We start from the raw sequence: 22,019 nt of genomic DNA, 5'->3' as shown, positions 1-22,019 counted from the left end.
GTGGGGCCACAAGCAACAAACCTAGGAAGCCGCCGCCCACGGGCACAACCAGCAGCCCGGACCAGACACGCGGAAACCCCGCCCCGCAGATGCGGGACGGGGTATCGCCCACCCAGTCGGGTGGAGAAGTCTGAACGATTCAGACGGGGAAAGTCACTTAAGGGTGACCTTGCCGCCGGCCTCTTCGATCTCAGCCTTGGCCTTCTCGGCGTCTTCCTTCTTCGCGGCGGGGAAGATGGTGGAGGGCGCGGAGTCAACCAGGTCCTTGGCTTCCTTGAGGCCCAGGCCGGCCAGGTTCTTGACGACCTTGACGACGGCGATCTTCTTGTCACCGGCGGACTCGAGGACGACCTCGAACTCGTCCTTCTCTTCGGCGGCGGGGGCGTCGGCGGCCGGGGCGGCAACGGCGACGGCTGCGGGGGCAGCGGCCTCAACGTCGAAGGTCTCCTCGAAGAGCTTCACGAAGTCGGAGAGCTCGATGAGGGTCATTTCCTTGAAAGCTGCGATGAGCTCGTCATTGGAGAGCTTAGCCATGAGTGGCATCCTTCCTAATTGGCCTGCACGAGTGCAGATTGTTGGGTAGTTTCACGCAGCCGGGGTGGCGGCGTGGAACATGGCCTGTCTCGTCAGGCCGCCTCGCCCTGCTGCTTCTCGCGCAGAGCATCGATGGTGCGCACTGCCTTGACGGGCAGAGCGTTGAATGCGAACGCCGCCTGACCAATCTTGGCCTTGAGGACGCCTGCGGCCTTGGCCAGCAGGACCTCGCGGGACTCGAGATCGGCAAGCTTCTTGACAGCCTCGGCGCTCAGCTGAGCGCCGTCCATCGCGCCGGACTTCAGCACGAGGGCGGGGTTGTCCTTAGCAAAATCACGCAGGGTCTTGGCGGCCTCAACGGGCTCGCCGGAGACGAAAGCGATGGCCGTGGGACCCTTGAGGTCCTCAGCCAGGAAGTCGAGACCGACCTCCTTGGCCGCCAGGCGCGCCAGCGTGTTCTTTGCCACGGCGTAGGTCGCGTTCTCGCCCAGGCCGCGACGCAGCTGCTTCAGCTGGCCGACGGTCAGGCCGCGGTACTCGGTCAGCAGGACAGCGTCGGCTGCGCGGAAACGCTCCACGAGCTCGGCAACTGCTGCCACCTTGTCGGACTTCGCCATGGTCCTCCTTCCAGATACGTGACCGTAGGTAAGAAAAAACCCGACACGCAGGATCGTGTCGGGCATACGCTCGATTGCAGCGCAAGGCTGCTCACTCACCTGCGTTGGATTTTCCTCCACTAGCGTGGACACCAACGGTCTTCGGCACGGATTAGCTTAACAGGGCGGGCATGTGCACGCAAGCAACGGGGCGAGCATCACAGATGAGGCCGGGGTTGCGATCCCCCTCACTAACACCGGAAAGATCAGCCACAGCACCAAGTCGCACGTAATTTGGGCACCCTAAATTCTTATAGACACCCGAAAAACCGCTTGATCCTGCCAATCCGATTTCAAAACCTGAAGGACTCGCAAGGGAATTACGTGCGACATTTTTGGGAAAGGATGAAGGTCAGATACAAAAGGCGGGGCCCCGCGCAGCAGTGCTGCGCGGGGACCCGGATGCTTGATCAGCGAGCGAGGCTCACTTCTCGATGAGGTCCTTGACCTTGGTGACATCCAGCGGGATGCCGGGGCCCATCGTCGTGGCGACGGCGCCCTTGAGCAGGTAGCGGCCCTTCGAGGAGGTGGGCTTGAGACGCAGCACCTCGTCCAGGACGGCGGCGTAGTTCTCGGTCAGCTGCTCGGCGGTGAAGGAGGCCTTGCCGACGATGAACGCCAGGTTGGCGTGCTTGTCGACGCGGAACTCGATACGACCACCCTTAATCTCCTTGACGGCCTTCGCGACGTCCATGGTCACGGTGCCCGTCTTGGGGTTCGGCATGAGGCCACGGGGGCCGAGGACGCGGCCGAGGCGGCCAACCTTGCCCATGAGGTCGGGGGTAGCAACGGCAACATCGAAGTCGGTGTAGCCCTTGGCAACCTTCTCGATGAGCTCGTCGCCGCCGACCTCGTCGGCGCCTGCGTCGATCGCTTCCTGAGCGCGCGGACCAACGGCGAAGACCAAGACCCGGGCGGTCTTGCCGGTGCCGTGCGGCAGGGAAACGGTGCCACGGACCATCTGGTCCGCCTGGCGGGGGTCGACACCCAGTCGGAAGACGACCTCAACGGTCGAGTCGAACTTGGTGACGGTGGTCTCCTTGGCCAGCTTCATGGCCTCGAAGGGGGTGTACAGCACGTCCGCGTGGACCTTCTCGGCCGCTGCGCGGTAGCTCTTGGAGCGCTTGGTCATTCTGCTTCTTCTCCTTGCAGTCGTGGGTGTCGGGCAGCGCCTGCCCTACCACGGGGGGGTTGGTTGAGGTCAACCCTCGACGTTGATGCCCATGGAGCGGGCGGTGCCGGCGATGATCTTGGCAGCAGCCTCGACATCGTTGGCGTTGAGGTCAGCCATCTTGGACTGGCCGATTTCGCGAGCCTGATCCATCGTGATCGAACCAACCTTGACGGTGTTGGGGGTGCCGGAACCCTTCTGGATGCCAGCAGCCTTCTTGATGAGCTCAGCGGCGGGCGGCGTCTTGAGGACGAACGTGAAGGAACGATCCTCGTAGACAGTGATCTCAACGGGGATGATGTTTCCACGCTGCGACTCGGTGGCCGCGTTGTAAGCCTTGGTGAACTCAACGATGTTCACGCCGTGCTGGCCCAGAGCGGGGCCGACGGGCGGTGCGGGGGTAGCGGCGCCGGCTGCGATCTGAAGCTTGATCAGGCCGGTGACCTTCTTCTTCGGTGCCATGAATGCGGGTCTTTCTTCTGAAGTTCTGGCCGACGGGTGTCGGTCAGGGCGGAGCGTTTGGCGCTGCTCACTGGGTTTCAGTGGGCATAGTGCGCCCTACGCACACAAAAGTGAATCATAACGCGATTCCGGGCTTGATCCCAAGTCCGGGTGCGTGATGTCACTGCTCGAGCTTCTCCACCTGGTCGAAGCCGAGCTCGAGCGGCGTCTCGCGCTCGAAGATGGTGACGAGGACCTTGAGCTTCTGAGTCTCGGGCATGATCTCGGAGATCGTGGCCGACATGGTCTCGAAAGGTCCGTCGGTGACGGTGACGATCTCGCCGACCTCGAACTGGGTCTGGACGACCTGGACGGGTGCGGGCTGATCCTTGGCGGCCTCGGCGGCTTCCTCGAGGACGTTGGGCGTCAGGAGCATGACGACCTCGTCGATCGAGAGCGGCACGGGGTTGTGCTGGTCGCCCACGAAGCCGGTAACGGCGGGGGTTTCCTTGACGACGCGGTACGAGGCCTCGTTGAAGTCCATGCAGACGATCGCGTAGCCGGGGATACGCACGTGGCGCACGCGCTTCTTCGCGTTGCCGCGGTACTCCATGACGTACTCGTCCGGAACCTCGACGGCGAAGATGTAGTCTTCCATGTTCTGCGTGGTGATGCGCTGCTCGAGGTTCGCCTTCACCTTGCGCTCGTGGCCGGAGTAGGTGTGGATGACGTACCAGTCGCCGGGGGACATGTAGAGCTTGCGGCGCAGCTTGGCGATCGCTTCCTCTTCGGACGAGGCCGGGGCCTCGTCGTCAGATTCGGTTTCCTTCTCGGCGACCTCCTCGGCCACCTCGTCAACGATTTCCTGGGCGGCTCCGTCTGCCAGCGCCTCGGCGGTCTCCTGCTGGACCTCTTCCTGGTGCTCCTCGAAGGCCTGTTCCTCGGTGTAGTTTTCGTCGCTCACGGCGTTTCCCTCCTGCAAATGGGGCCGGACCGTAGAAGAAACCCGCCTGCAGTGTCCTGCGGGCGGGTTCGTCGGTCTCAGCCGAAGATCAATGCACTTAGCTTACCGAATCCGAAGTCGAGTAGGCCAGCGAAAAGCATGATTGCGGCGACAAACACAACGACGACGAGGAAGTAGGTCCAGGTTTCGGATCCCGTGGGGTAGGTGACCTTCTTCATTTCGTCAATGACCTGCTTGAAGAAGAGCCAGATGCCACCGAAGAAACCGGGGCGCTTGTTCTGCTCCTTGGCAGCCTCGCTACGCTTGCGGGTCGCCTCATTCTTAGTGCGATCTCGGCGCGAGGATTCAGCATCCGAGGCAACACGATCGGCCATGGGAATCCTCCTACGAAAATGATCAGCCTAATCCGCAGGGCAGGCGGGACTCGAACCCACAACCGCCGGTTTTGGAGACCGGTGCGCTACCAATTGCGCCACTGCCCTACGCAGGAAAACCTGCCTGACGAACATTAGTGGATAAGGCGGCGCTTTGTCCAACCGAGATGCGCGCCGGCGGGTCGCATGCCGCGTAATACCAGCCCCGACCTCGTAAATGAGAGGTAGCCCACGCACGCATCGTGTGCGCTCTCCGCCACACGCGCGCGCGACGTGGGACCATGGAGGGGTGACCAATACTCCTCGCACCCGTGTCTCTGATCGTTTCAACGCCATCACGCCGTCCGCGACCCTGGCCGTGGACGCGAAGGCCAAGGCCCTCAAGGCCGCCGGCCGCCCTGTGATCGGCTTCGGCGCCGGCGAACCCGACTTCGCCACGCCCGACTACATTGTCGAGGCCGCCGTCAAGGCCGCGCGCAACCCCGCGATGCACCGCTACACGCCCGCCGCCGGCCTCCCGGCGCTGCGCGAGGCCATCGCAGAAAAGACCCTGCGCGACTCCGGCTACGAGGTCTCCCCCGCCGACATCGTCGTCACCAACGGCGGCAAGCAGGCCGTCTTCCAGGCGTTCGCCGCGCTGCTCGGCCCCGGCGACGAGGCCATCCTGCCGACCCCGTACTGGACCACGTACCCCGAGGTCGTCAAGCTCGCCGGCGCAACCCCCGTCGAGGTGTTCGCGGGCGCCGACCAGGACTACAAGGTGACCGTCGAGCAGCTCGAGGCCGCGCGCACGCCGCGCACGAAGGTCCTCCTCATGTGCTCGCCGTCCAACCCGACGGGCAGCGTCTACACGCCCGAGGAGCTGACCGCGATCGGCCAGTGGGCCCTCGAGCACGGCATCTGGGTCATCTCGGATGAGATCTACGAGCACCTGCTGTACGAGGACGCGCAGAGCGCGCACATCGTCAAGCTGGTGCCCGAGCTGGCTAACCAGTCCGTGATCCTCAACGGCGTTGCCAAGACCTACGCGATGACCGGCTGGCGAGTGGGCTGGATGATCGGCCCCTCCGACGTCATCAAGGCCGCTCTGTCCTTCCAGTCGCACCTGACCTCCAACGTCAACAACGTCGCCCAGGAGGCCGCGCGCGCCGCCGTGTCCGGCTCCCTGGATGCGGTGGACGAGATGCGCATCGCCTTCGACCGTCGCCGCCGCCTCATCGTTGACATGCTGCGCCAGATCGACGGCTTCGACGTTCCCACGCCCAAGGGCGCGTTCTACGTCTACCCCTCCGTCGAACGTCTGCTGGGCCGCGAGATCCGCGGCCGCGTGGCCAACACGTCGGGCGAGCTCGCCGACCTGATCCTCGACGAGGTCGAGGTCGCGGCGGTCCCGGGCGAGGCCTTCGGCCCCTCCGGCTTCCTGCGCTTCTCCTACGCCCTGGCCGACGACGACCTCGTCGAGGGCATCACCCGCGTGCAGGAGCTCTTCGCCTGATGCACGTCTCGTTCGAACGGACAGCGCAGGAGGCCCCCCTCGGGACGGTCCTCCTCGCCCACGGGTACGCGGAACACTGCGGGCGCTACGCCCACCTGCGCTCCGCGCTCACCCGCGCCGGTTACGACGTCGCCTACTACGACCACGCGGGTCACGGGACCTCCGAGGGTCCCCGCGCCCGCGTGGACGTGGGCGCGCTGATCCGTGACTTCGGCGACGCGCGCCGGGCGACCCTCGCGCACGCGCGCACACCGGACCTGTTCCTGTTCGGACACTCGATGGGCGGCATCATCGCGGCCGCCTCCACGATCCTCGACCCGACGCGGCTGCGCGGCACGGTCCTGTCCGCGCCCGCGCTGCGTCCCCTCCCCCACGTCTCCCCGTCCCAGGCGCGCAGGCTGCTGCCGATCGCCAGGCTGCGCCCCGGCCTCGTCGTGGCGAAGGGCGCGTCCGACATGGAGGTCTCTCCCCTATCGCGCGACCCGCAGGTCCAGCGCGACTTCGACGCGGATCCGCTGACCTACAAGGGCGGCGTGCCGATCCTGACGGGCGCGACCATGATCATTCAGGGCGACGAGGTCATCGCGCGCGCCGGCCGCCTGGCCTCGCCGACGCTCGTCATGCACGGGTCGGGCGACATGATGGCGGACCTGCGCGGTTCGCGCGAGCTCGTGCGCGGTGCACGCGCGGCACACCCGGACGCCGACATCCACCTGCGTATCGTCGACGGCGCCTACCACGAGCTCCTCAACGAACCCGAGGGCCCCGGCCTGATCCGCGACATCATCATCTGGCTCGGGGAGCACTAGGCCGTGGAAGCGCCCGCTGTCCCTAACCTGACGGCTCCGCGCCCCACCCCACCGGGCAGGCGTGACCTCGCGACCCTCCCCAAGGCGCACCTGCACCTGCATTTCACGGGTGCCATGCGGCCCACCACGATGGTGGAGATGGCACGCACGCAGGGCGTGCGCCTCCCCCCTCACCTGCTGCACATCGACGCGGCCTCCATGCCGGCCGACGGGCGCGGCTGGTTCCGTTTCCAGCGCGCCTACGACTCCGCGCGTCACCTCGTGCGCTCCGAGGCCGCGATGCGCCGCCTGATCCGCGAGGCCGCCGAGGACGACGCCGCCGAGGGCTCGGTGCGCATGGAGATCCAGGCCGACCCCACGTCCTACGCGCCCTACGTTGGCGGCATCACCCCGGCCCTGGAGATCATCATCGACGAGGCCCGCTCCGCCTCGCGCGATACCGGCGTCGATATCGGGGTGATCGTCGCGGCGTCACGCATGAAGCACCCGTTGGATGCGCGCACGCTCGCGCGCCTGGCCGCGTCGTTCGCTGGGGATGGCCCCGGCGAGGTCGTCGGATTTGGCCTGTCGAACGACGAGCGCGTGGGCTCCACGGCGTCGTTTGCTCCGGCGTTCCGCATCGCGCGCCGCGCCGGGCTCGTGGGCGTTCCGCACGGCGGTGAGCTCCTGGGCCCGTCCTCCGTGCGCGAGGTCGTGTCTACTTTGGCGCCCGCCCGCCTCGGGCACGGGGTGCGCACCAGCGAGGACCCGGATCTGCTGAAGGCCGTCGTGGATGCGGGCATCGCCCTGGAGGTGTGCCCGACGTCGAACGTGCACCTGGGCGTGTATACGGACTTCTCGCAGGTGCCGCTGCCGATTCTGTTGTCTGCCGGTGCTCGTATTGCGCTGGCTGCCGACGACCCGCTGCTGTTCCGTTCGCGCCTGGTCGCACAGTACGAGGTCGCGCGCGACGTGTTCGGGCTGTCCGACGAGGCCCTGGCAGACCTGGCGCGCTCCTCTATTGACGCGTCGCTGGCCTCACCGACGCGCAAGGCGGCCTGGAAGGCCGACATCGATGCCTGGCTCGCGGCGCCCGTGGCGTAGCGCTGTCGTAGGGCTCGCGGCGTAGCGCTGTCATGGGACTCATACGCCCAAATCGCATGCCAAATAGCTCTCAAGGCACGCAACATTCCACGCACCCGGACAATTTCGCATGCAATTCCCCCACGCTTCTTTCAAACATTGAAACCAAAACATTGATATTCTGCGGTTTTCGAGGGGTGCGACAGAACGCACTCCCGGGAATTGCATGCGAAATTTGGGGAGGCACAAGCCTTGGCGACCGATGGTTCGCATCCGGATAGGTTATGAACACGCGGATAGGTTACGAACACGCGGATAGGTTACGAAGATCCGGATAGGTTATTAACCTATCCGGATGCGAATAACCTATCCGGATCATGACAACCTATCCGCGTAACGGATCCGCGAGCGCAGGCTGCAGCACAGTTCTCCCACAATTTCGCATGCAATTCCCCCACGTCTCTTTCAAACATTGAAACCAGAACGTTGATATTCTGCGGTTTTCGACGCATACTTCAAGACACCCGACGGGGAATTGCATGCGAAATTTGTGGAGGTCCTTCTGTGGGATCTCCGGAAAGATGCCAACAACGGGCGCTGCACGCAACGACCGGGGGACCGTCTACCAGGCGACGCCGACCGTGACCCGCTACCGGATGATGCACCCGCTACCAGGCGATGCCGACCGTGACCGGCTCGGGCACCAGGGTCACCCCGAATGCCTCAAAGACCCGCTCGCGCACGGCGCGGGCCAGGGCCTCGATGTCGGCACCCGTCGCGCCGCCGCGGTTCGTCAGGGCCAGCACGTGCTTGGTGGACAGGGACGCGCGCGGCGGGTCCCCGGCCTCGGGCAGGTGGAAGCCCTTGGAGCAGCCCGCGTGATCGATGAGCCAGGCCGCGCTCGTCTTGACGAGGCCCTCCCCCGCGCTAAAGCGAGGCACGCCCTCGGGCAGGGAGGCGGCCACGGCCTCGGGCAGGATCGGGTTCGTGAAGAAGGAACCGGCGCTCCACGTGTCGTGATCCTCCGCGTCCAGGACCATGCCCTTGCCGCTGCGCAGATCCAGGACGGTGGAGCGGACCAGGGACGCGTCGGCGCGCTCCCCGGCCTCGACGCCGAGGCGGCGCGCCAGCTCGGCGTACATGACGGGGGCGCTCAGGGGCGAGCGCTCGAGGCGGAAGTCCACGGAGAGGACCACCCAGCGGCCGGTCGGCCCCCAGGGGCGGTCGCCCAGGCCGGGCTCGCCGACGCTGCGCTTGATCGCCGAGGAGCGGTAGGCGAAGCCGAGGTCAGAGGGCAGCAGGCGCACAACGATGCCCGTCAGACGGTCGTAGGCCTCGACGCTCTCGATGGTCTCGGAAACCTCGTGGCCGTAGGCACCCACGTTCTGCACCGGGGAGGCGCCGACCGTCCCGGGGATGCCGGAGAGCGCCTCGAGGCCGCAGAGCCCCTCAGACAGTGTCCAGGAGACGAAAGCATCCCAGACCGTGCCCGCGCCGGCGCGCACGACGACAGATCCGGCGGGGTCCTCGTGGATGATCGAGGCGACCTCACCGAAGGGCTGCACGTCGACGACCGTGCCCTCGAAGGGGGCGTCGGAGGCCAGCAGGTTTGACCCTCCACCCACGACGAGGAGCGGGCCTCCGGCGGCGTCGGCCGCGGCGACAGCCTCGACGAGGGCATCAGTCGTAGAAACGCGCACGTACTCGGCGATGGGCCCGCCCACGCGCAGAGTCGTCAGATCAGCAAGGGTCGTCATGCCCCTAAGCCTAGTCGCCGAAGGCGAGGTCCGTGTGCTTCATCCCGCGGCGGTCGGGCACCTGCCCGGCGAGGACAATCGCGAGGAGGACCGGCAGAGCCACGAAGGCCAGCGCACGGTGGTAGCCGATATGGTCGGCGATGAGGCCGAGGAGCGGCGGGCCGATGAGGGCCGCGCCGTAGTTGACGGTCGACAGCACCGAGACGCGCGCGGGCGTCATCACGGGGTCGACGGAGAGTGCCGAAATGCCCAGGGGGAAGCCGAGGGCCGATCCGATGCCCCACAGGGCGATGCCCGCGACCGCGAACAGGTGGTGCGGCGCGAAGGCCACGAGCAGCAGGCCCACGACCGCGCCGGTAAAGGTGATGCGCAGCAGCATGGGAGAGCCCAGGCGGGCCTCGAGGCGCGGGGACGCGAAACGCACGATCGTCATCATGAGCAGGAAGAACGCGAAGGCCGCCGAGGCCGCCGCGGTCGAGTATCCGTAGCCGTCCACCATGGACAGGTTCAGCCAGTCGTTCGCCGCGCCCTCCATGAGGCCCGCGCTCATGACCATGAGGGCGATAAGCACGGTCTGCTTCTCGCGCCAGGCGATCCGGGTGAGGCCCTTCGCCTTGTTCGACGAGGCCTCTCCCCCGTCGCCCTTGTCCTGCGCGGGTGCGAGGGCTGCGACCTCGTCCTTCGTCAGGTAGAAGCCGACAGCAGTGCCGCAGGCGAGAAGCTCGAGCGCGGCCAGGCCGAAGAGGTGGGCGCCGAGGGGCAGCCCCATCTGGGCGGCGAGCGCGCCGAGGAGCGCGCCTCCCAGCATGCCGACCGCGTACATCGCCTGGATGATGGGCACGACGGTGCGACGCACGGCCGCCTGCACGAGACCCGCCTCGATGTTCATGGTCGCGCCCCACAGGCCGTTGCCGGCGGCCAGGAGCACGAGGCCGATGGTGGCCAGCGGGATCGACACGTTGAGCGCGCCGATGCCCGCGCAGACGATGCCGAGAGCCCAGATGAGCACGCCGATGCGGCCCGAGGCCCGCGCGCCGATCTTCGTCACGATCGGGCCGGATGTCGGCAGGGTCAGCAAGGAGCCGAGGGAGGCGATGAGCAGCATCGTGCCGATCGTCGCCGGTGTCAGCCCGAGGTCGTCGCGCACGTCGGGCAGGCGCGAGAGCCACGCGGATGTGCCGAAACCGAGGCACACGTAGACGATGCCGGTAGCGCGAAGGGCGGCGTGAGCGCGAGAGTACGGGACAGACATGCTGGGTAATATACGCGCATTCCCGGGAGAAAAACGCAGTGCGCGGGCGGGTGTTGATCACCCGCCCGCGCACTGTCCCAACAGCGAAAGGATCAGCCCTCCACGGCCGCCTTGAACCACGTCGTGATGGACGTGGGGTGCGTGATGGCGGTACCGACGATGACAGCGAAGGCGCCCGCCTCGATGGCGGCTGCGGCCTGCTCGGGCGTGTGGACGCGGCCCTCGCAGATCACGGGGACGTCCGGGAATGCGGCGACGACCTCGCGCAGCAGCTCCAGGTCGGGGCCGTCGGTCTTGACGCGGTCACCCGTGTAGCCGGCCAGGGTCGTGGAGACGATGTCCACGCCGGCGTCGACGGCGCGCTGGGCGTCCTCGAAGGAGCCGCAGTCAGCCATGACGAGGGTGCCGTCCTCGCGCAGGGCCGCAACGGTCTCCGCGAAGCTCAGGCCGTCGAGGCGCGGGCGGCCCGTCGCATCCAGGGCAACGATGTCAGAGCCGGCCATGACGCAGGCGCGGGCGTGGCGCAGCGAGGGGGTGATGTACACGCCCTCGTGGCCTTCCTTCCACAGGCCGATCACGGGCACGTCGACGCGTCCCTTGATCGCGGAAATGTCGGACAGGCCCTGGCAGCGGATGGCGGCGGCGCCACCGATCTCGGCGGCGCGGGCGATTTGCGCCATCGTCTCGGGGTGGCGCATGGGCTCGCCCGGGTACGCCTGGACGGAGACGATGAGCTTGCCCTTCAGGTTTGCGATAAGCGGGTGCATGGTGAACTCCTATGCGTGCAGGAAGAAGGAAACGGCTCCGAGCAGCGGCGCGTCGCCGCCCAGGGAACCAACGAGGATGGGGGTGTCGGCGACGGGCGTCATCGCGGAGGCCGCGAAGCCTTCGCGCAGGGCGTCCCACCAGATGTCCCCGGAGCGGGTCATGGACCCGGAGAGGATGACGACGGCCGGGTCCACGCAGTTGACCAACGAGGCCGTGGCCTCGCCGAGCGCGAACGCGGAGCGGGAGAAACAGGCGGCGGCCAGGGCGTTGCCGGATTCGGCAAGCTCCTGCAGGGCGCGCCCGCCGTCGACCTCGGGGTCGGACTCGCCGCGCAGCGAGTCGTACCAGGCCGTGATACCCGAGCCGGAGCAGAAGGACTCGATGTGTCCCTTGCGGCCACACGAGCACGTCATGTCGGGGGCGAAGTGGTGGTGGATGTGGCCCACGTGTCCGGCGATGCCGCGCGACCCGAAGGAGACCTGGCGGTCTTCGACGAGGGCGCCGCCGATTCCGGTGCCGACGGCGATCGACAGGACGGTGCGGTAGGGCTGACCGGCGCCAAGCGTGGCCTCGCCCAAGCCGTGCGCGTGCACGTCGTTGAGGACGCGCACCTTCAGGCCGGTTGCCTCCTGAAGCAAAGCGCCGAGAGGGGTTCCTCCCCAGCCGGGCATCGTGCCCGTCGCGGAGACGATGTCGCCGGTCGACGGGTCGACGACGCCGGCGCTGGCGACGGCAACACCCGCGACCTGCGGGTGAGAAGCGACCAGGGACGAGGCGAGATCGCAAATGCGAGCCGCCACGTCCGCTCCGCCGCGCATCGCGTCGGTGGGGATCGATCCGCGCTCGGTGACCTCGTAGGTATCACCGGCCTCGACGATGCCCCACCCGACCTTGGTGCCACCGATGTCGAGGGCAAGGAGCGTAGTCATGAGGATCCTTACGAAAAGTCAGGGGTATAAGAAAATCGACGAGGCCGGGGCGCGCACCCGAAGGCGCGCAATATGCGAAACGGAACTGCCCCGGCCTCGTCGACGCATCAGGAGAGCAGGTCGACCGCGCGCAGCACGGACGCGACATGCTCCATGTTGTCACCCTCAAGGGCGGCGACGGGGCGCGGCATCTCGGGCGAATCGAAGACGCCGAGCAGGTACAGGGCGGCCTTGAAGGCGCCGACGCCCGCACCGAAGCCCTGCACGCCCTTCACCTGGACGATGCGCATGAGCTCCGCGAGGCGGTCCTGCTCGGTGCGCACGGCCTCCCAGTCGCGGCGCTCGTAGGCCTGCCACTGGCGCACGTAGCCCTCGGGGTCCACGTTGGCCAGGCCGGGAACGGAGCCGTCCGCGCCGGACATGTAGGCGCCGTCGACGACGACCTCGTGGCCGGTGAGCAGCTGCATCGGGTGGCCGGCGGCCTCGTTCGCCAGGCACAGCCAGCGGAACGCGACGTCGTCGCCGGAGGAGTCCTTGACACCGTCGATGACACCATCGCGGCCCAGGCGCATGAGCAGATCGGGCGACAGCTTCGTGTGCACGCACACGGGGATGTCGTAGGCCCACAGCTCGAGGCTGGTGTTCTCCTTGAGGATGCGGAAGTGGCGCTCGACCTCGGTCTCGCCGCCGAGGGCGTAGAACGGGGCGGTCGCGACGACGCCCGTGGCGCCGCCGATCTCTTCCACGGCCTTGATGTTCTCGATGACGCGCTCGGTCTCGGTGTCGATGACGCCGACCAGGAGCGGAATGCGGCCGTCGACGATACGCACGGCTTCTCGCTGGATCTGGGCGCGGCGCTCGGCGGTCGAGAAGGCGACCTCACCGGTGGAGCCGGACACGAACAGGCCGTCGAGGCCGGCCTCGATCAGGCGGTTGATGTGACGCTCGAGCGAGGGGACGTCAAGCTCGCCGTCCTTGAGCGGAATGGCCAGGGGCGGCACGACGCCGCGGATCTTCGAAGACATAATTACTTCTCTCCTTCGAGGTTGGGGTGCAGCAGCGAAGGCGCGGCGCCCAGAAGCTTGCGGGTGTATGGGTCCTCCGGGTCGGCGAGCAGCTGTGCGGCCGGCCCTTCTTCGACGACCTTGCCGCCGTTCATGACGGCGATCCGGTCAGACACGTAGCGCACGGTCTGAATGTCGTGCGAGATGAAGACCATCGCCAGGCCCAGTTCCTTCTTGAGGTCCGTGAGCAGGTTCAGGATCTGTGCTCGCACCGACACGTCGAGTGCGGAGGTGGGCTCGTCTGCGATGATCGCATCCGGGCCGATGGACAGGGCTCGGGCGATGGCCACGCGCTGGCGCTGGCCACCCGAGAGCTGTCCGGGAAGCGCGTCGAGTGCGCTCGAGGGCAGGCCTACGAGCGAGATCAGTTCGCGCACACGCTTGGCTCGCGAGGCCTCGTCGCCAATGCCGTGCACGCGCAGCGGGTCAGCGAGCTGATCCTGGACGTGCATGCGGGGGTTCAGGGCCGTCGCGGGGTCCTGGAAGACCACGGAGACGACGCGACCGATCTCCCGGCGGGCGGCGGCGCTGCGCTTCGTGACCTCCTTGCCATTGAAGAACACCTGGCCGGCGGACGGCATCTGCAGGCCGCACATGACGTTCGCGGTCGTGGACTTGCCACAGCCGGACTCGCCGACGATGCCGAGCGTCTGTCCGCGCTCGATGCGCATGTTGACGCCACGCACCGCGTGGACCTTGTTGGGCTTGAACAGGGAGCCGGTACGCGAGGTGAAGGTCACCTCGACGTTCTTCAGTTCGATGATCGGAGCTTCGGATGTGGCGATCATCGTCTCGGTTTCGACAATCAGAGTTTCGGGGCTCATCGCGCCTCCTCCTGACCTTCTTCGATGATGATGGTCTCGCTCGCCACGAGAACCTCGTCGCGGGGCGGCAGAGCCGCGTACACGTGCTCGGGACCGACCTCGGTGAGGACCGGGCGGATGTCCAGTCCGTAATCGGGGTGCGAGGACCGCGGTGCGAAACGGTCACCCACTGGGAAGTCGCGAGGCGAGGGCACCGTGCCGGGGACCTGGTGGAGGCGGCCGGAGCCGGACTCGATCGAGAGGACGGCGCCCAGCAGGCCGCGCGTGTACTCGTGGGTCGGGTGCGTGAGCAGTTCCTTGGTGGGGGCCTGCTCGATGACCTGGCCGGCGTACATGACGGTGATGTGGTGTGCCACCTCGGCGACGAGCGCCAGGTCGTGGGACACGAAGATCATGGCGAAGCCGAGCTTCTCGCGCAGCTCGTTGAGCAGTGCGATGACCTGCTTCTGGACGGTGACGTCCAGGGCGGTGGTCGGCTCGTCCGCGATGATGAGCTTCGGGTCGCGTGTCAGGGCCATGGCGATGAGAACACGCTGGCGCTGGCCGCCCGAGAGCTCGTGCGGGTAGGACTCGAGGGTGCGCTTGGGATCCAGGCCCACGAGCTCGAGGAGTTCCTCGGCACTGCGGGTGCCGCCGCGGCTGGTCAGCTGCTTCATCTGAGCCTTGATCAGCATGGCGGGGTTCAGCGACGACAGGGCGTCCTGATAGATCATCGCCATCTCGTGGCCGAGCAGCGCGCGGCGCTCCTCACCCGACTTCTCGAGCAGGTTCTCACCCTGGTAGAGGATTTCGCCCGTGATCTCAGCCTTGGGGTCGATGAGGCCCATGATGGTCAGGGCCGTGATCGACTTACCGCAGCCGGACTCGCCCACGAGGCCCATGGTCTCGCCGGGGCGGACCTTGAAGGAGACGTGGTCGACGACGTTGACGTTGCCGTGACGCTCGAACTTGATGCACAGGTCGTTGACCTCGAGCAGCGGGGTCTTCTCCAGGTGTGCCTCGAAGCGGTCGGTGCGCTTGCCTTCGACGGACGCGAGGTCGTCGAGGCGGGCCTGCAGGGACTCGGCCTGCTCGGCGTAGGCGCGACGCGGGTCGAGCAGGAGCTTGTCGGCCTCGCGGTCGGTGTCCTTGTCGACCTGAGCGACGGCCGCAGACGCGGGAGCCGCCACCATGGCGTCGGTGATGCCCTCAGACAGGATGTTGAGGCACAGGACCGTGATCATGATGAACAGGCCCGGGAAGAACGCGGTCCACCACTTGCCCAGCAGAACCGACAGGTTCGACGAGGCCTCGGACAGGACGTTGCCCCACGTGGCCACGGTGGTCGCCTGGAGGCCCGAACCGATGAAGGTCAGGGAGGCCTCGAGGATGATCGCGTCGGCGACGAGGACGGTCGCGAACACGAGCACCGGGGCGGCCGTGTTGCGCATGACGTGCTTGGTGAGGATCCAGGGGGCGCGGGCGCCGGAGACGATCACCGCGCGGACGTAGTCCTCACCGTAGGCGGCCATCACGTTCGCGCGAACGATGCGCGACAGCTGCGGGATGTACACGAATGCAATCGAGCAGATGATGACGACGACCAGGCCGAAGGTGTTGCCGGACTTGGACAGCGTGCGCCCGAAGACCAGGACCGAAACGGCCGCCATGGCGATACCGGGCACCGCCATCACGATGTCCATGACGCGCATGATCGCTTCGGAGAAGGACTTGCGCACGACCGCTGCAATCGAGCCGATGATCGCGCCGAAGAAGAGGGCGATCAGGGTCGAGCACAGACCGATCATCAGCGAGAAACGTCCGCCGTACAGGACGCGAGCGAAGATGTCACGGCCGACGTGGTCGGTTCCGAACAGGTGCTCGCCGGACGGGGCACTCCACTTGTCGAAGATGTCATCGGGACCGTAGGGAGAAACGTAGGGCGCCAGGATCGAGACGAGGACGATGAGGGCAAGGATGCCCATCGCGATCTTCGATCCGGTGGACATCGCACCGATACGCGAGAAACGTGCGCCCTTCGCGGTGACCTTGCCGAGCTTTTCTTTCTGATTCATGCCTCACACCGACCTAATACGCGGATTGATGAGCAGGTAGAGCATGTCAACGATGATGTTGACGACGATGAACGCGATCGCGACGACGAGCGCGCCACCCTGCACCAGGGTGACCCAGTTTTCCTGGATGCCCTTGAGCAGGACCGCCTTACCCATTCCATCGATGGAGAAGATAATTTCGATGACGACCGCGCCACCCATCAGGTAGCCGATGCGCAGGCCGAGGACGGTCACGGGCGTGATGAGCGCGTTACGCAGCACGTTGCGGGCCACGACGATGTTCTTCGGGATACCGGCGCCAACCGCGGTGCGGACGTAGTCGCGATCCAGTTCCTCAACCATTGAGGTACGCACGACTCGCGTCATCTGACCAATGACGGGAACTGCCAGGGCGATAGCCGGAAGGAGCATCCGCAGGAACCAGCCGCTCGGATCTTCGCTGAACGCAGGCAGCGGGCCGGAGACCGGAAGCTTCTGAACAAATCCCAGGACCAGCAGCGCTGCCAGCCAGAAGGACGGGGTGCCGATGCCGATGACCGAGAACACGCGGATGACCTGGTCGGGCCAGCGGTCGCGGTACAGAGCGGCGAGAACACCGAGGGGGAAAGCGATGATGACGGCGAAGAACAGGCCGAGGAAGGTGAGCTGCAGGGTAATCGGAAGAGCCTGAGCAACCAGATCGGTCACGTGGTTGGACGTGCCAACGCCGTAGGTGCCGAGGTCACCGTGGAGCATGTTCCACAGGTAGTGACCGTACTGAACGAAGAAGGGGTCGTTGAGACCGTGCTGCACACGGTACTCTTCGAGAGCTTCGGGGGTCGCGGTCTCACCCAGTGCCGAGTAGGCGGGGTCAATCGGAGACAGCGACATGATGAAGAAGACGAGGAAGGACACGCCGACCACCATGATCGGCAGAGCCACCAAACGTCGTCCGATGAGTCGCAGAAGGTTATTCACTGCTAGACCTCCATTTTCAACGGATTTTGGCAATAAGAAAGGAGGGGTGGCGCCCGACTGTGGCGTCTGCCTCAGGGCGGGGCTCCACCCCTCCTCTCTTGTGGTCCCTCGAGGGGACTTACTTAGCGCTCACACCCAGCAGCTGCAGGCCGGTGGAGGAGATCGCCTGGAATCCTTCCACCTTCTGGGGGTTGGAGCCGGTGATCATGTTGCGGAACACGAGCGGGAAGATCACGGTCTTCTCGGCGAGCAGATCCTGAGCCTCGCCCCACTTGGCCTTGGCGGCGTCACCGTCGAGCTGAACGGCCTCGTCCATGATGGACTGCAGCTTGTTGAAGGACTCGGGGTCCGAGGCCTGCCAGCCGTCACGCTTCTTGGTCCAGACGTTGTCACCGTTCCACCAGGAGATGATGATGCCGGGGTCGGTGCCGAAGACCGAGGGGTCGCCGGGGGCCAGGACGATGTCGTAGGTGGGGTTGTCAACGTCGGTGACGTTGGCGTAGAGGTCAGACGAAGCCATCTGCGTGTGGTTGACCTTCAGGCCCAGGGCCTCCAGGTCGGACTTGATCTGGGGAACCAGGGAGAGGACCCACGGGTGGTCCGTCGACACCAGGTTGACCTCGAGGCCGGAGACGCCAGCGTCGCTCAGGAGCTTGGCGGCGGCATCCTTGTCGTAGGACAGATCGGTCGAAGGCTTCTTGTAGGCGGGGTTCGCCTCGGGCAGGAAGGAGGTCGCCTCAACGGCCTGACCCTCAAGCGCGGAGCTGATCAGCTTCTGCTTGTCGACAGCCTTGAGGATCGCGCGGCGAACCTCGGGCTTGTCGAAGGGAGCCTTCTGCGTGTTGAACATCAGGAAGGGGTTGCCGTAGCCGGGCTTGGACTCAACGTTCCACCCAGCGCCCTTGAGCTGATCCTGCGCGGAGGCGGGAACGGCTTCCATGACGTCAATCGTGCCACCGATGGCGGCGGCGAGGCGGGCGGAGTCATCCTTGAGGGACTGCCACTTGAGGGTGGCAACCTTCGCGGGCTCGTTGCCGGTGTAGTTCTCGTTCGGAACAGCGGTGATCTCGGTCGCCGTGATGTTCTCGTACTTGTAGGGGCCGGTACCGATCGGCTTCGCCTTGAGCGAGTCTTCGTCCATCGACGCGGGGACAACGCGGACGTTGACGAAGCGCTCCTTCAGGTTGGCGAAGGGGTGCTTCAGCTTGATCGTGATGGTGTTGTCGTCCTTGGCTTCGACGGAATCGACGAAGGTGAAGAACTGACGGTAGATCGACTTCTCGGAGGTCGCGCGCTCGTAGGAGGCCACGAAGTCGGCGGCGGTCACGGGGGTGCCGTCGGAGAACTTCGCGCCGTCGCGCAGCTTCACCTCGTACTCGGTGTCGGAGATCTTCTCCGGGTCACCGGCGGCCAGCGCGGGGCTGACGGAGTAGTCGGCCATGTTGAAACGGTACAGGCCCTCAAGGACCTGCCAGTTCGCACCCATGCCGAGAGCCGAGGTGGTGATTGGGCCGTAATCGGTGGTCTCGTAGGCGACACCGGCGGTGATCATACCCTTCGGTCCTTCGGAAGCCTTCGAGCCGCCGTCGGTCGACGTGGTGCTGGTGGACGATCCGCCGCCGCACGCGGTCAGGATCATGGCGGCAGCTGCGGTCAGTGCAGCGCCAGTTGCGAAGTGTTTGCGCATTCGCATGTTCTCGCTCCTCATCTTCGAGAATTGGGACGTGCGGTTCTGTTGTTCCGCTCGCTATACTTATTCTATGTTGTCTGACAAATTAATGCAAGCGATATCACCCCCATCGCCCTCAGGAACCAATCAGAACCGATCCGTACCGACATCGATTGACTCGAGATCCTCGGTAACGATGGATGCGATCAAGTCCTACATTTTGCGACATGGATTACATCCTGGTGACCGCCTCCCCACAGAATCGGCACTATGCGCCGACCTTGGCGTTTCACGCTCCTCTGTGAGAGAAGCATTACGTCGCCTCCAGGCTCTCGACATCGTGACGGTCCGTCAAGGCTCGGGTTCCTACGTGGGAGAAATGTCCATGCAGCCGCTCGTCGAGACGCTCGTTTTGCGCGCCGCCCTCGACGAGATCAACGGTGCGCAGTCTCTGCACGCGATCATCGATACGCGCCGCGCCCTCGACCTCGGGATCGCGGTTCCGCTCACCCGCGCCATGAAGGGAACCACGAACCCGCACCTGTGGGAGCTCGTCGAGGCGATGACCGAATACGCGCACTCGGGTTCGACCTACCTGGAGCCGGACATCGCGTTCCACTCCGGCCTGCTGGCCTACATCAACAACGAGCTCATGCAGCAGCTCGTGGGCGCCATGTGGCTCGTCCACCAGAGTGTCACTCCCCAGCTAGCCGCAGCGTCACGCCAGGAGATGGAAGACACGGCCGAGGCCCACGCGGCCATCCTGCGGGCGTGTGAAGCCGGAGACGTCGAGGCATACACCGCGGCAGTCGACGCACACTACGCCCCACTCCTCGCGATCATCGAAGGTCGCTAGAGCACACAGAAAAACCCGGAGCGTTGTGGGGGCACACGCACCGGGTTTTCTGTATCCACTTAGCGACGCATCGCAGCCTCCCACAGGCCGCGGTCGCGCTCGAAGACCACCACGGCCTCGTCCCCAGCGGACATGAAATCGCTGTAGCCAAAGACTCCATCCCCGAAGGAAGCGACGGCCTGGGAGACAACTGGCCCCTCCCACGGCGCGCTCACACGGAGAATCTCGCCACCGGCCCGCGCGTCGCGCCGACCGGGATGCACGAACAGATCGCCGACCATACGCGCATTGCAGCCCGGGTCATCGAGCTCCCATAGGCACCCACCCTCCCAGCTGTGCCCATCTCCCCACGCAAGGTAGCGCGCACCGGAGCCGCGCCCTTCAAAGCCCTGGATCCGGCAGTTCGCGACGAGGCGACCGTCCCACACACCGAGCGTCGTCTCGTCGAGGAGCGCGCCCCCATCCCCCACGAGAGGATCCGCCGCGCCGACAAGTCGGCCTGCGCGCGCATAGACGACGCGCACGTGCGTCGCATCCCCCACACGCACGACGTAGGGCAGCGCGACTGCACCGTCAACCGAGACGGTACCTCCAGACGTCGCAAACAGCGCATCGGCACCCGTGAGCTCGTACAGCTCGTCGGTTACGTCCGCATACGCAAGATCTTCGGGACCACTCCCCCACGCCCACCAGGCGCGCAGGCGCTCGCCATCAGCACGAGAATCCATGTATCCGACGCGCCCATCCGTCGACGCAAACGCCAGATGCAGAAGCCCGTCACCATCCACGCCGACGCACGCGTCCGAGGAGACGGGCGGGCCGCCGGCCGGAAGCGGGTGCGGCTCACTCCACTGCCCCGCCCCCTCGCGCACCATCCACAGGATGCGGTTCGGATTCGGCAGATCCGAGGCCATCGTCAGCCCGTTAAAGTCAGATCCCGTGCCCGAGGCCGGGGCCGGCCGCTCGTCAAAAAACAACACCATGCGCTCGTCCACGAGCGTCACGAGGCCGGGGATGCGCACCTCGCCCGCCCCCTTCGGGGCGACGATACAGCGGAAATCAACGGAGTCAGTCATGTGCCCAGGATAACAAAGGCAGACGCGCGCAGATACAAAGAACCCCGAGGAACTGGTGTTCCTCGGGGCTTTGAGACGGAAGCCGTCAGCGGGTCTCGCGGTGCGCCGTCGACTTGTGGCAGCGCGGGCAGTACTTCGCCAGCTCGAGACGATCCGGCGTGTTACGACGGTTCTTCTTGGTGATGTAGTTGCGCTCCTTGCACTCCGAGCAGGCCAGAGTGATCTTGGGGCGAACGTCCTGGGACTTGCTTGCCACGGTTGTTTCCCTCGCTTAGTTTCGTCGCTCACGCGACCTGTCGGATCAAAGAATTGGTAGCGGGGGCGGGGCTCGAACCCGCGACCTCACGATTATGAGTCGTGCGCTCTGACCAGCTGAGCTACCCCGCCGCCGGAAGCGGATAAATCCGCGACCGGAGCCCCGAAAGGGAATCGAACCCTTGACCTTCTCCTTACCATGGAGACGCTCTGCCTACTGAGCTATCGGGGCAACGCCGGAAAGCCTATCTCATCTCCGAGCGCCGAAGCAATCCCGGAGCCTGAGAATGACATCACAGGCGTTACTCACTGAAACCAGCGAGTGGTGGCAGGTGAGGGATTCGAACCCCCGAAGCACGAAGCGTCTGATTTACAGTCAGATCCATTTGGCCGCTTTGGTAACCTGCCATGCGCCGCTCTCGCGGTGCCGTGAAAGAATAGCATTAAAATGGTTCCGAGCGCCAATCGGAACGACGATTGGCTAAATTCCAACGAAAGGTGCATCCATGGCAGACTCCTCCTTCGACGTTGTCTCCAAGCTCGACCGCCAGGAGGTCGACAACGCTGTCAACCAGACCGCCAAGGAGATCGCCAACCGCTACGACTTCCGCGGTGTCGACGCCGCCATTTCCCTCAGCGGCGACACGATCGCAATGGAAGCGAATTCCGCCTCCCGCGTCATGGCAATCCTCGACGTGCTGCAGTCCAAGCTGATTCGCCGCGGCCTGTCCCTCAAGGTCCTCGACTACAAGGACCGCGAGCCCAAGGCCTCGGGCAAGCTGTTCAAGCTCGCATGCCCGCTCAAGGAAGGCATCCCTCAGGACACCGCGAAGAAGATTTCGAAGCTCATCCGCGAGGAAGGCCCCAAGGGCGTCAAGGCGCAGATCCAGGGTGACGAACTTCGCGTTTCTTCGAAGTCCCGCGACGACCTGCAGGCCGTCATCGCCCTCCTCAAAGGCCCCAAGGGCGAGGAGCTGGACGTCGCACTCCAGTTCGTGAACTACCGCTGACCACAGCGATACTGCGGGGCGGGTGGCCGGTTGTCTCCGGCC

22 protein-coding genes and 4 tRNA genes are annotated in these 22,019 nt (G+C 65.7%); 5 read left to right on the top strand and 21 right to left on the bottom strand.

The genetic code is table 11. The features are described 5' to 3' along the window. Positions 1–153: 153 nt before the first annotated feature. The 7 genes from rplL to HMPREF1137_RS00490 all read right to left on the bottom strand — a co-directional run bounded on the left by rplL (position 154) and on the right by HMPREF1137_RS00490 (position 4,248). Positions 154–534 carry a 50S ribosomal protein L7/L12 gene (gene rplL / locus HMPREF1137_RS00520; protein WP_003792291.1) on the bottom strand — a complete coding sequence of 127 codons (381 nt, stop codon included), beginning with the start codon at positions 532–534 and terminating at the stop codon, positions 154–156. A gap of 92 nt (positions 535–626) precedes the next feature. Next, positions 627–1,151, bottom strand: a complete 525-nt coding sequence (gene rplJ / locus HMPREF1137_RS00515) for a 50S ribosomal protein L10 (protein ID WP_007587554.1) — start codon at positions 1,149–1,151, stop codon at positions 627–629. Between the two features lie 463 nt (positions 1,152–1,614). Next, a complete protein-coding gene (gene rplA / locus HMPREF1137_RS00510; protein WP_003792282.1) occupies positions 1,615–2,322 on the bottom strand; it encodes a 50S ribosomal protein L1 in 708 nt (235 codons plus the stop codon). Between the two features lie 69 nt (positions 2,323–2,391). Next, positions 2,392–2,823: a 50S ribosomal protein L11 gene (gene rplK, locus HMPREF1137_RS00505; RefSeq protein ID WP_003792281.1), complete on the bottom strand. Its 432-nt coding sequence runs from the start codon at positions 2,821–2,823 to the stop codon at positions 2,392–2,394. Positions 2,824–2,983: 160 nt separating this feature from the next. Then, complete coding sequence (nusG, locus tag HMPREF1137_RS00500) at positions 2,984–3,766, bottom strand: transcription termination/antitermination protein NusG (protein WP_007587565.1); 783 nt, start codon at positions 3,764–3,766, stop codon at positions 2,984–2,986. A 77-nt stretch (positions 3,767–3,843) separates the two neighbouring features. Next, positions 3,844–4,140 (bottom strand): preprotein translocase subunit SecE, encoded by a 297-nt coding sequence (secE, locus tag HMPREF1137_RS00495; protein ID WP_007587566.1) that lies wholly within the window; start codon positions 4,138–4,140, stop codon positions 3,844–3,846. A 35-nt stretch (positions 4,141–4,175) separates the two neighbouring features. Continuing rightward, a tRNA-Trp gene (locus tag HMPREF1137_RS00490) sits at positions 4,176–4,248 on the bottom strand. 181 nt (positions 4,249–4,429) lie between these two features. Here HMPREF1137_RS00490 and HMPREF1137_RS00485 point away from each other — a divergent pair. The 3 genes from HMPREF1137_RS00485 to HMPREF1137_RS00475 are packed head-to-tail and all read left to right on the top strand — an operon-like array spanning position 4,430 to position 7,527. After that, positions 4,430–5,635: a pyridoxal phosphate-dependent aminotransferase gene (locus HMPREF1137_RS00485; RefSeq protein WP_007587546.1), complete on the top strand. Its 1,206-nt coding sequence runs from the start codon at positions 4,430–4,432 to the stop codon at positions 5,633–5,635. Then, the gene (locus HMPREF1137_RS00480; RefSeq protein WP_007587558.1) at positions 5,635–6,444 is read left to right on the top strand and encodes an alpha/beta hydrolase; all 810 of its coding nucleotides are present in this window, start codon (positions 5,635–5,637) and stop codon (positions 6,442–6,444) included. The genes HMPREF1137_RS00485 and HMPREF1137_RS00480 overlap by 1 nt, the downstream gene beginning before the upstream one ends. A 3-nt stretch (positions 6,445–6,447) precedes the next feature. Further along, positions 6,448–7,527 carry an adenosine deaminase gene (locus HMPREF1137_RS00475; protein WP_007587556.1) on the top strand — a complete coding sequence of 360 codons (1,080 nt, stop codon included), beginning with the start codon at positions 6,448–6,450 and terminating at the stop codon, positions 7,525–7,527. Positions 7,528–8,174: 647 nt separating this feature from the next. On the opposite strand, the gene HMPREF1137_RS00470 is transcribed toward HMPREF1137_RS00475, so the two are convergent. The 9 genes from HMPREF1137_RS00470 to HMPREF1137_RS00430 all read right to left on the bottom strand — a co-directional run bounded on the left by HMPREF1137_RS00470 (position 8,175) and on the right by HMPREF1137_RS00430 (position 18,804). Further along, positions 8,175–9,263, bottom strand: a complete 1,089-nt coding sequence (locus tag HMPREF1137_RS00470) for a UDP-N-acetylmuramate dehydrogenase (RefSeq protein WP_007587544.1) — start codon at positions 9,261–9,263, stop codon at positions 8,175–8,177. A gap of 10 nt (positions 9,264–9,273) precedes the next feature. Next, on the bottom strand, positions 9,274–10,515 hold the full coding sequence (locus HMPREF1137_RS00465; protein ID WP_007587541.1) for an MFS transporter: 1,242 nt from the start codon (positions 10,513–10,515) through the stop codon (positions 9,274–9,276). A 92-nt stretch (positions 10,516–10,607) separates the two neighbouring features. Beyond that, positions 10,608–11,282 (bottom strand): N-acetylmannosamine-6-phosphate 2-epimerase, encoded by a 675-nt coding sequence (locus tag HMPREF1137_RS00460; protein WP_007587569.1) that lies wholly within the window; start codon positions 11,280–11,282, stop codon positions 10,608–10,610. A 9-nt stretch (positions 11,283–11,291) separates the two neighbouring features. After that, positions 11,292–12,212 (bottom strand): ROK family protein, encoded by a 921-nt coding sequence (locus HMPREF1137_RS00455; protein WP_007587549.1) that lies wholly within the window; start codon positions 12,210–12,212, stop codon positions 11,292–11,294. A 107-nt stretch (positions 12,213–12,319) separates the two neighbouring features. Next, positions 12,320–13,237: a dihydrodipicolinate synthase family protein gene (locus tag HMPREF1137_RS00450; protein ID WP_007587563.1), complete on the bottom strand. Its 918-nt coding sequence runs from the start codon at positions 13,235–13,237 to the stop codon at positions 12,320–12,322. 2 nt (positions 13,238–13,239) lie between these two features. Next, the gene (locus HMPREF1137_RS00445; RefSeq protein WP_007587552.1) at positions 13,240–14,100 is read right to left on the bottom strand and encodes an ABC transporter ATP-binding protein; all 861 of its coding nucleotides are present in this window, start codon (positions 14,098–14,100) and stop codon (positions 13,240–13,242) included. Further along, positions 14,097–16,154 (bottom strand): dipeptide/oligopeptide/nickel ABC transporter permease/ATP-binding protein, encoded by a 2,058-nt coding sequence (locus tag HMPREF1137_RS00440; RefSeq protein ID WP_007587572.1) that lies wholly within the window; start codon positions 16,152–16,154, stop codon positions 14,097–14,099. The genes HMPREF1137_RS00445 and HMPREF1137_RS00440 overlap by 4 nt, the downstream gene beginning before the upstream one ends. A gap of 3 nt (positions 16,155–16,157) precedes the next feature. Continuing rightward, positions 16,158–17,111, bottom strand: coding sequence for an ABC transporter permease (locus tag HMPREF1137_RS00435; RefSeq protein WP_007587560.1), 954 nt, complete (start codon positions 17,109–17,111; stop codon positions 16,158–16,160). Between the two features lie 118 nt (positions 17,112–17,229). Then, positions 17,230–18,804 carry an ABC transporter substrate-binding protein gene (locus HMPREF1137_RS00430; protein WP_007587562.1) on the bottom strand — a complete coding sequence of 525 codons (1,575 nt, stop codon included), beginning with the start codon at positions 18,802–18,804 and terminating at the stop codon, positions 17,230–17,232. Between the two features lie 172 nt (positions 18,805–18,976). Between HMPREF1137_RS00430 and HMPREF1137_RS00425 the strand changes: the two genes are divergently transcribed. Continuing rightward, on the top strand, positions 18,977–19,636 hold the full coding sequence (locus tag HMPREF1137_RS00425) for a FadR/GntR family transcriptional regulator (protein ID WP_081493483.1): 660 nt from the start codon (positions 18,977–18,979) through the stop codon (positions 19,634–19,636). A 59-nt stretch (positions 19,637–19,695) separates the two neighbouring features. Here HMPREF1137_RS00425 and HMPREF1137_RS00420 read toward each other — a convergent pair whose 3' ends face one another. The 5 genes from HMPREF1137_RS00420 to HMPREF1137_RS00400 form a co-directional block, all read right to left on the bottom strand. Continuing rightward, on the bottom strand, positions 19,696–20,712 hold the full coding sequence (locus tag HMPREF1137_RS00420; protein ID WP_007587564.1) for a sialidase family protein: 1,017 nt from the start codon (positions 20,710–20,712) through the stop codon (positions 19,696–19,698). 85 nt (positions 20,713–20,797) lie between these two features. Next, the gene (gene rpmG, locus HMPREF1137_RS00415; protein ID WP_003792256.1) at positions 20,798–20,968 is read right to left on the bottom strand and encodes a 50S ribosomal protein L33; all 171 of its coding nucleotides are present in this window, start codon (positions 20,966–20,968) and stop codon (positions 20,798–20,800) included. 54 nt (positions 20,969–21,022) lie between these two features. Continuing rightward, positions 21,023–21,099 (bottom strand) — tRNA-Met (locus HMPREF1137_RS00410). A gap of 27 nt (positions 21,100–21,126) precedes the next feature. Next, positions 21,127–21,199, bottom strand: a tRNA-Thr gene (locus tag HMPREF1137_RS00405). Between the two features lie 91 nt (positions 21,200–21,290). Continuing rightward, positions 21,291–21,375: transfer RNA gene (locus tag HMPREF1137_RS00400), tRNA-Tyr, on the bottom strand. Between the two features lie 98 nt (positions 21,376–21,473). Here HMPREF1137_RS00400 and HMPREF1137_RS00395 point away from each other — a divergent pair. After that, positions 21,474–21,977 (top strand): YajQ family cyclic di-GMP-binding protein, encoded by a 504-nt coding sequence (locus HMPREF1137_RS00395; RefSeq protein WP_007587567.1) that lies wholly within the window; start codon positions 21,474–21,476, stop codon positions 21,975–21,977. Positions 21,978–22,019 lie beyond the last annotated feature (42 nt).

Origin of the sequence: Actinomyces sp. ICM39 (assembly GCF_000282935.1) — a bacterium.
Lineage (GTDB): Bacteria > Actinomycetota > Actinomycetes > Actinomycetales > Actinomycetaceae > Pauljensenia > Pauljensenia odontolytica_B.
This window is presented reverse-complemented; position numbering and strand designations above follow the sequence as displayed.

What these genes read in the sequence shown, in the direction of transcription:
- rplL (WP_003792291.1), bottom strand. Translation starts at nt 534, where the DNA reads ATGGCTAAGCTCTCCAATGACGAGCTCATCGCAGCTTTCAAGGAAATG.
- rplJ (WP_007587554.1), bottom strand. Translation starts at nt 1,151, where the DNA reads ATGGCGAAGTCCGACAAGGTGGCAGCAGTTGCCGAGCTCGTGGAGCGT.
- rplA (WP_003792282.1), bottom strand. Translation starts at nt 2,322, where the DNA reads ATGACCAAGCGCTCCAAGAGCTACCGCGCAGCGGCCGAGAAGGTCCAC.
- rplK (WP_003792281.1), bottom strand. Translation starts at nt 2,823, where the DNA reads ATGGCACCGAAGAAGAAGGTCACCGGCCTGATCAAGCTTCAGATCGCA.
- secE (WP_007587566.1), bottom strand. Translation starts at nt 4,140, where the DNA reads ATGGCCGATCGTGTTGCCTCGGATGCTGAATCCTCGCGCCGAGATCGC.
- HMPREF1137_RS00480 (WP_007587558.1), top strand. Translation starts at nt 5,635, where the DNA reads ATGCACGTCTCGTTCGAACGGACAGCGCAGGAGGCCCCCCTCGGGACG.
- HMPREF1137_RS00470 (WP_007587544.1), bottom strand. Translation starts at nt 9,263, where the DNA reads ATGACGACCCTTGCTGATCTGACGACTCTGCGCGTGGGCGGGCCCATC.
- HMPREF1137_RS00465 (WP_007587541.1), bottom strand. Translation starts at nt 10,515, where the DNA reads ATGTCTGTCCCGTACTCTCGCGCTCACGCCGCCCTTCGCGCTACCGGC.
- HMPREF1137_RS00460 (WP_007587569.1), bottom strand. Translation starts at nt 11,282, where the DNA reads ATGCACCCGCTTATCGCAAACCTGAAGGGCAAGCTCATCGTCTCCGTC.
- HMPREF1137_RS00455 (WP_007587549.1), bottom strand. Translation starts at nt 12,212, where the DNA reads ATGACTACGCTCCTTGCCCTCGACATCGGTGGCACCAAGGTCGGGTGG.
- HMPREF1137_RS00450 (WP_007587563.1), bottom strand. Translation starts at nt 13,237, where the DNA reads ATGTCTTCGAAGATCCGCGGCGTCGTGCCGCCCCTGGCCATTCCGCTC.
- HMPREF1137_RS00445 (WP_007587552.1), bottom strand. Translation starts at nt 14,100, where the DNA reads ATGAGCCCCGAAACTCTGATTGTCGAAACCGAGACGATGATCGCCACA.
- HMPREF1137_RS00440 (WP_007587572.1), bottom strand. Translation starts at nt 16,154, where the DNA reads ATGAATCAGAAAGAAAAGCTCGGCAAGGTCACCGCGAAGGGCGCACGT.
- HMPREF1137_RS00430 (WP_007587562.1), bottom strand. Translation starts at nt 18,804, where the DNA reads ATGCGAATGCGCAAACACTTCGCAACTGGCGCTGCACTGACCGCAGCT.
- HMPREF1137_RS00425 (WP_081493483.1), top strand. Translation starts at nt 18,977, where the DNA reads ATGGATGCGATCAAGTCCTACATTTTGCGACATGGATTACATCCTGGT.
- HMPREF1137_RS00420 (WP_007587564.1), bottom strand. Translation starts at nt 20,712, where the DNA reads ATGACTGACTCCGTTGATTTCCGCTGTATCGTCGCCCCGAAGGGGGCG.
- HMPREF1137_RS00395 (WP_007587567.1), top strand. Translation starts at nt 21,474, where the DNA reads ATGGCAGACTCCTCCTTCGACGTTGTCTCCAAGCTCGACCGCCAGGAG.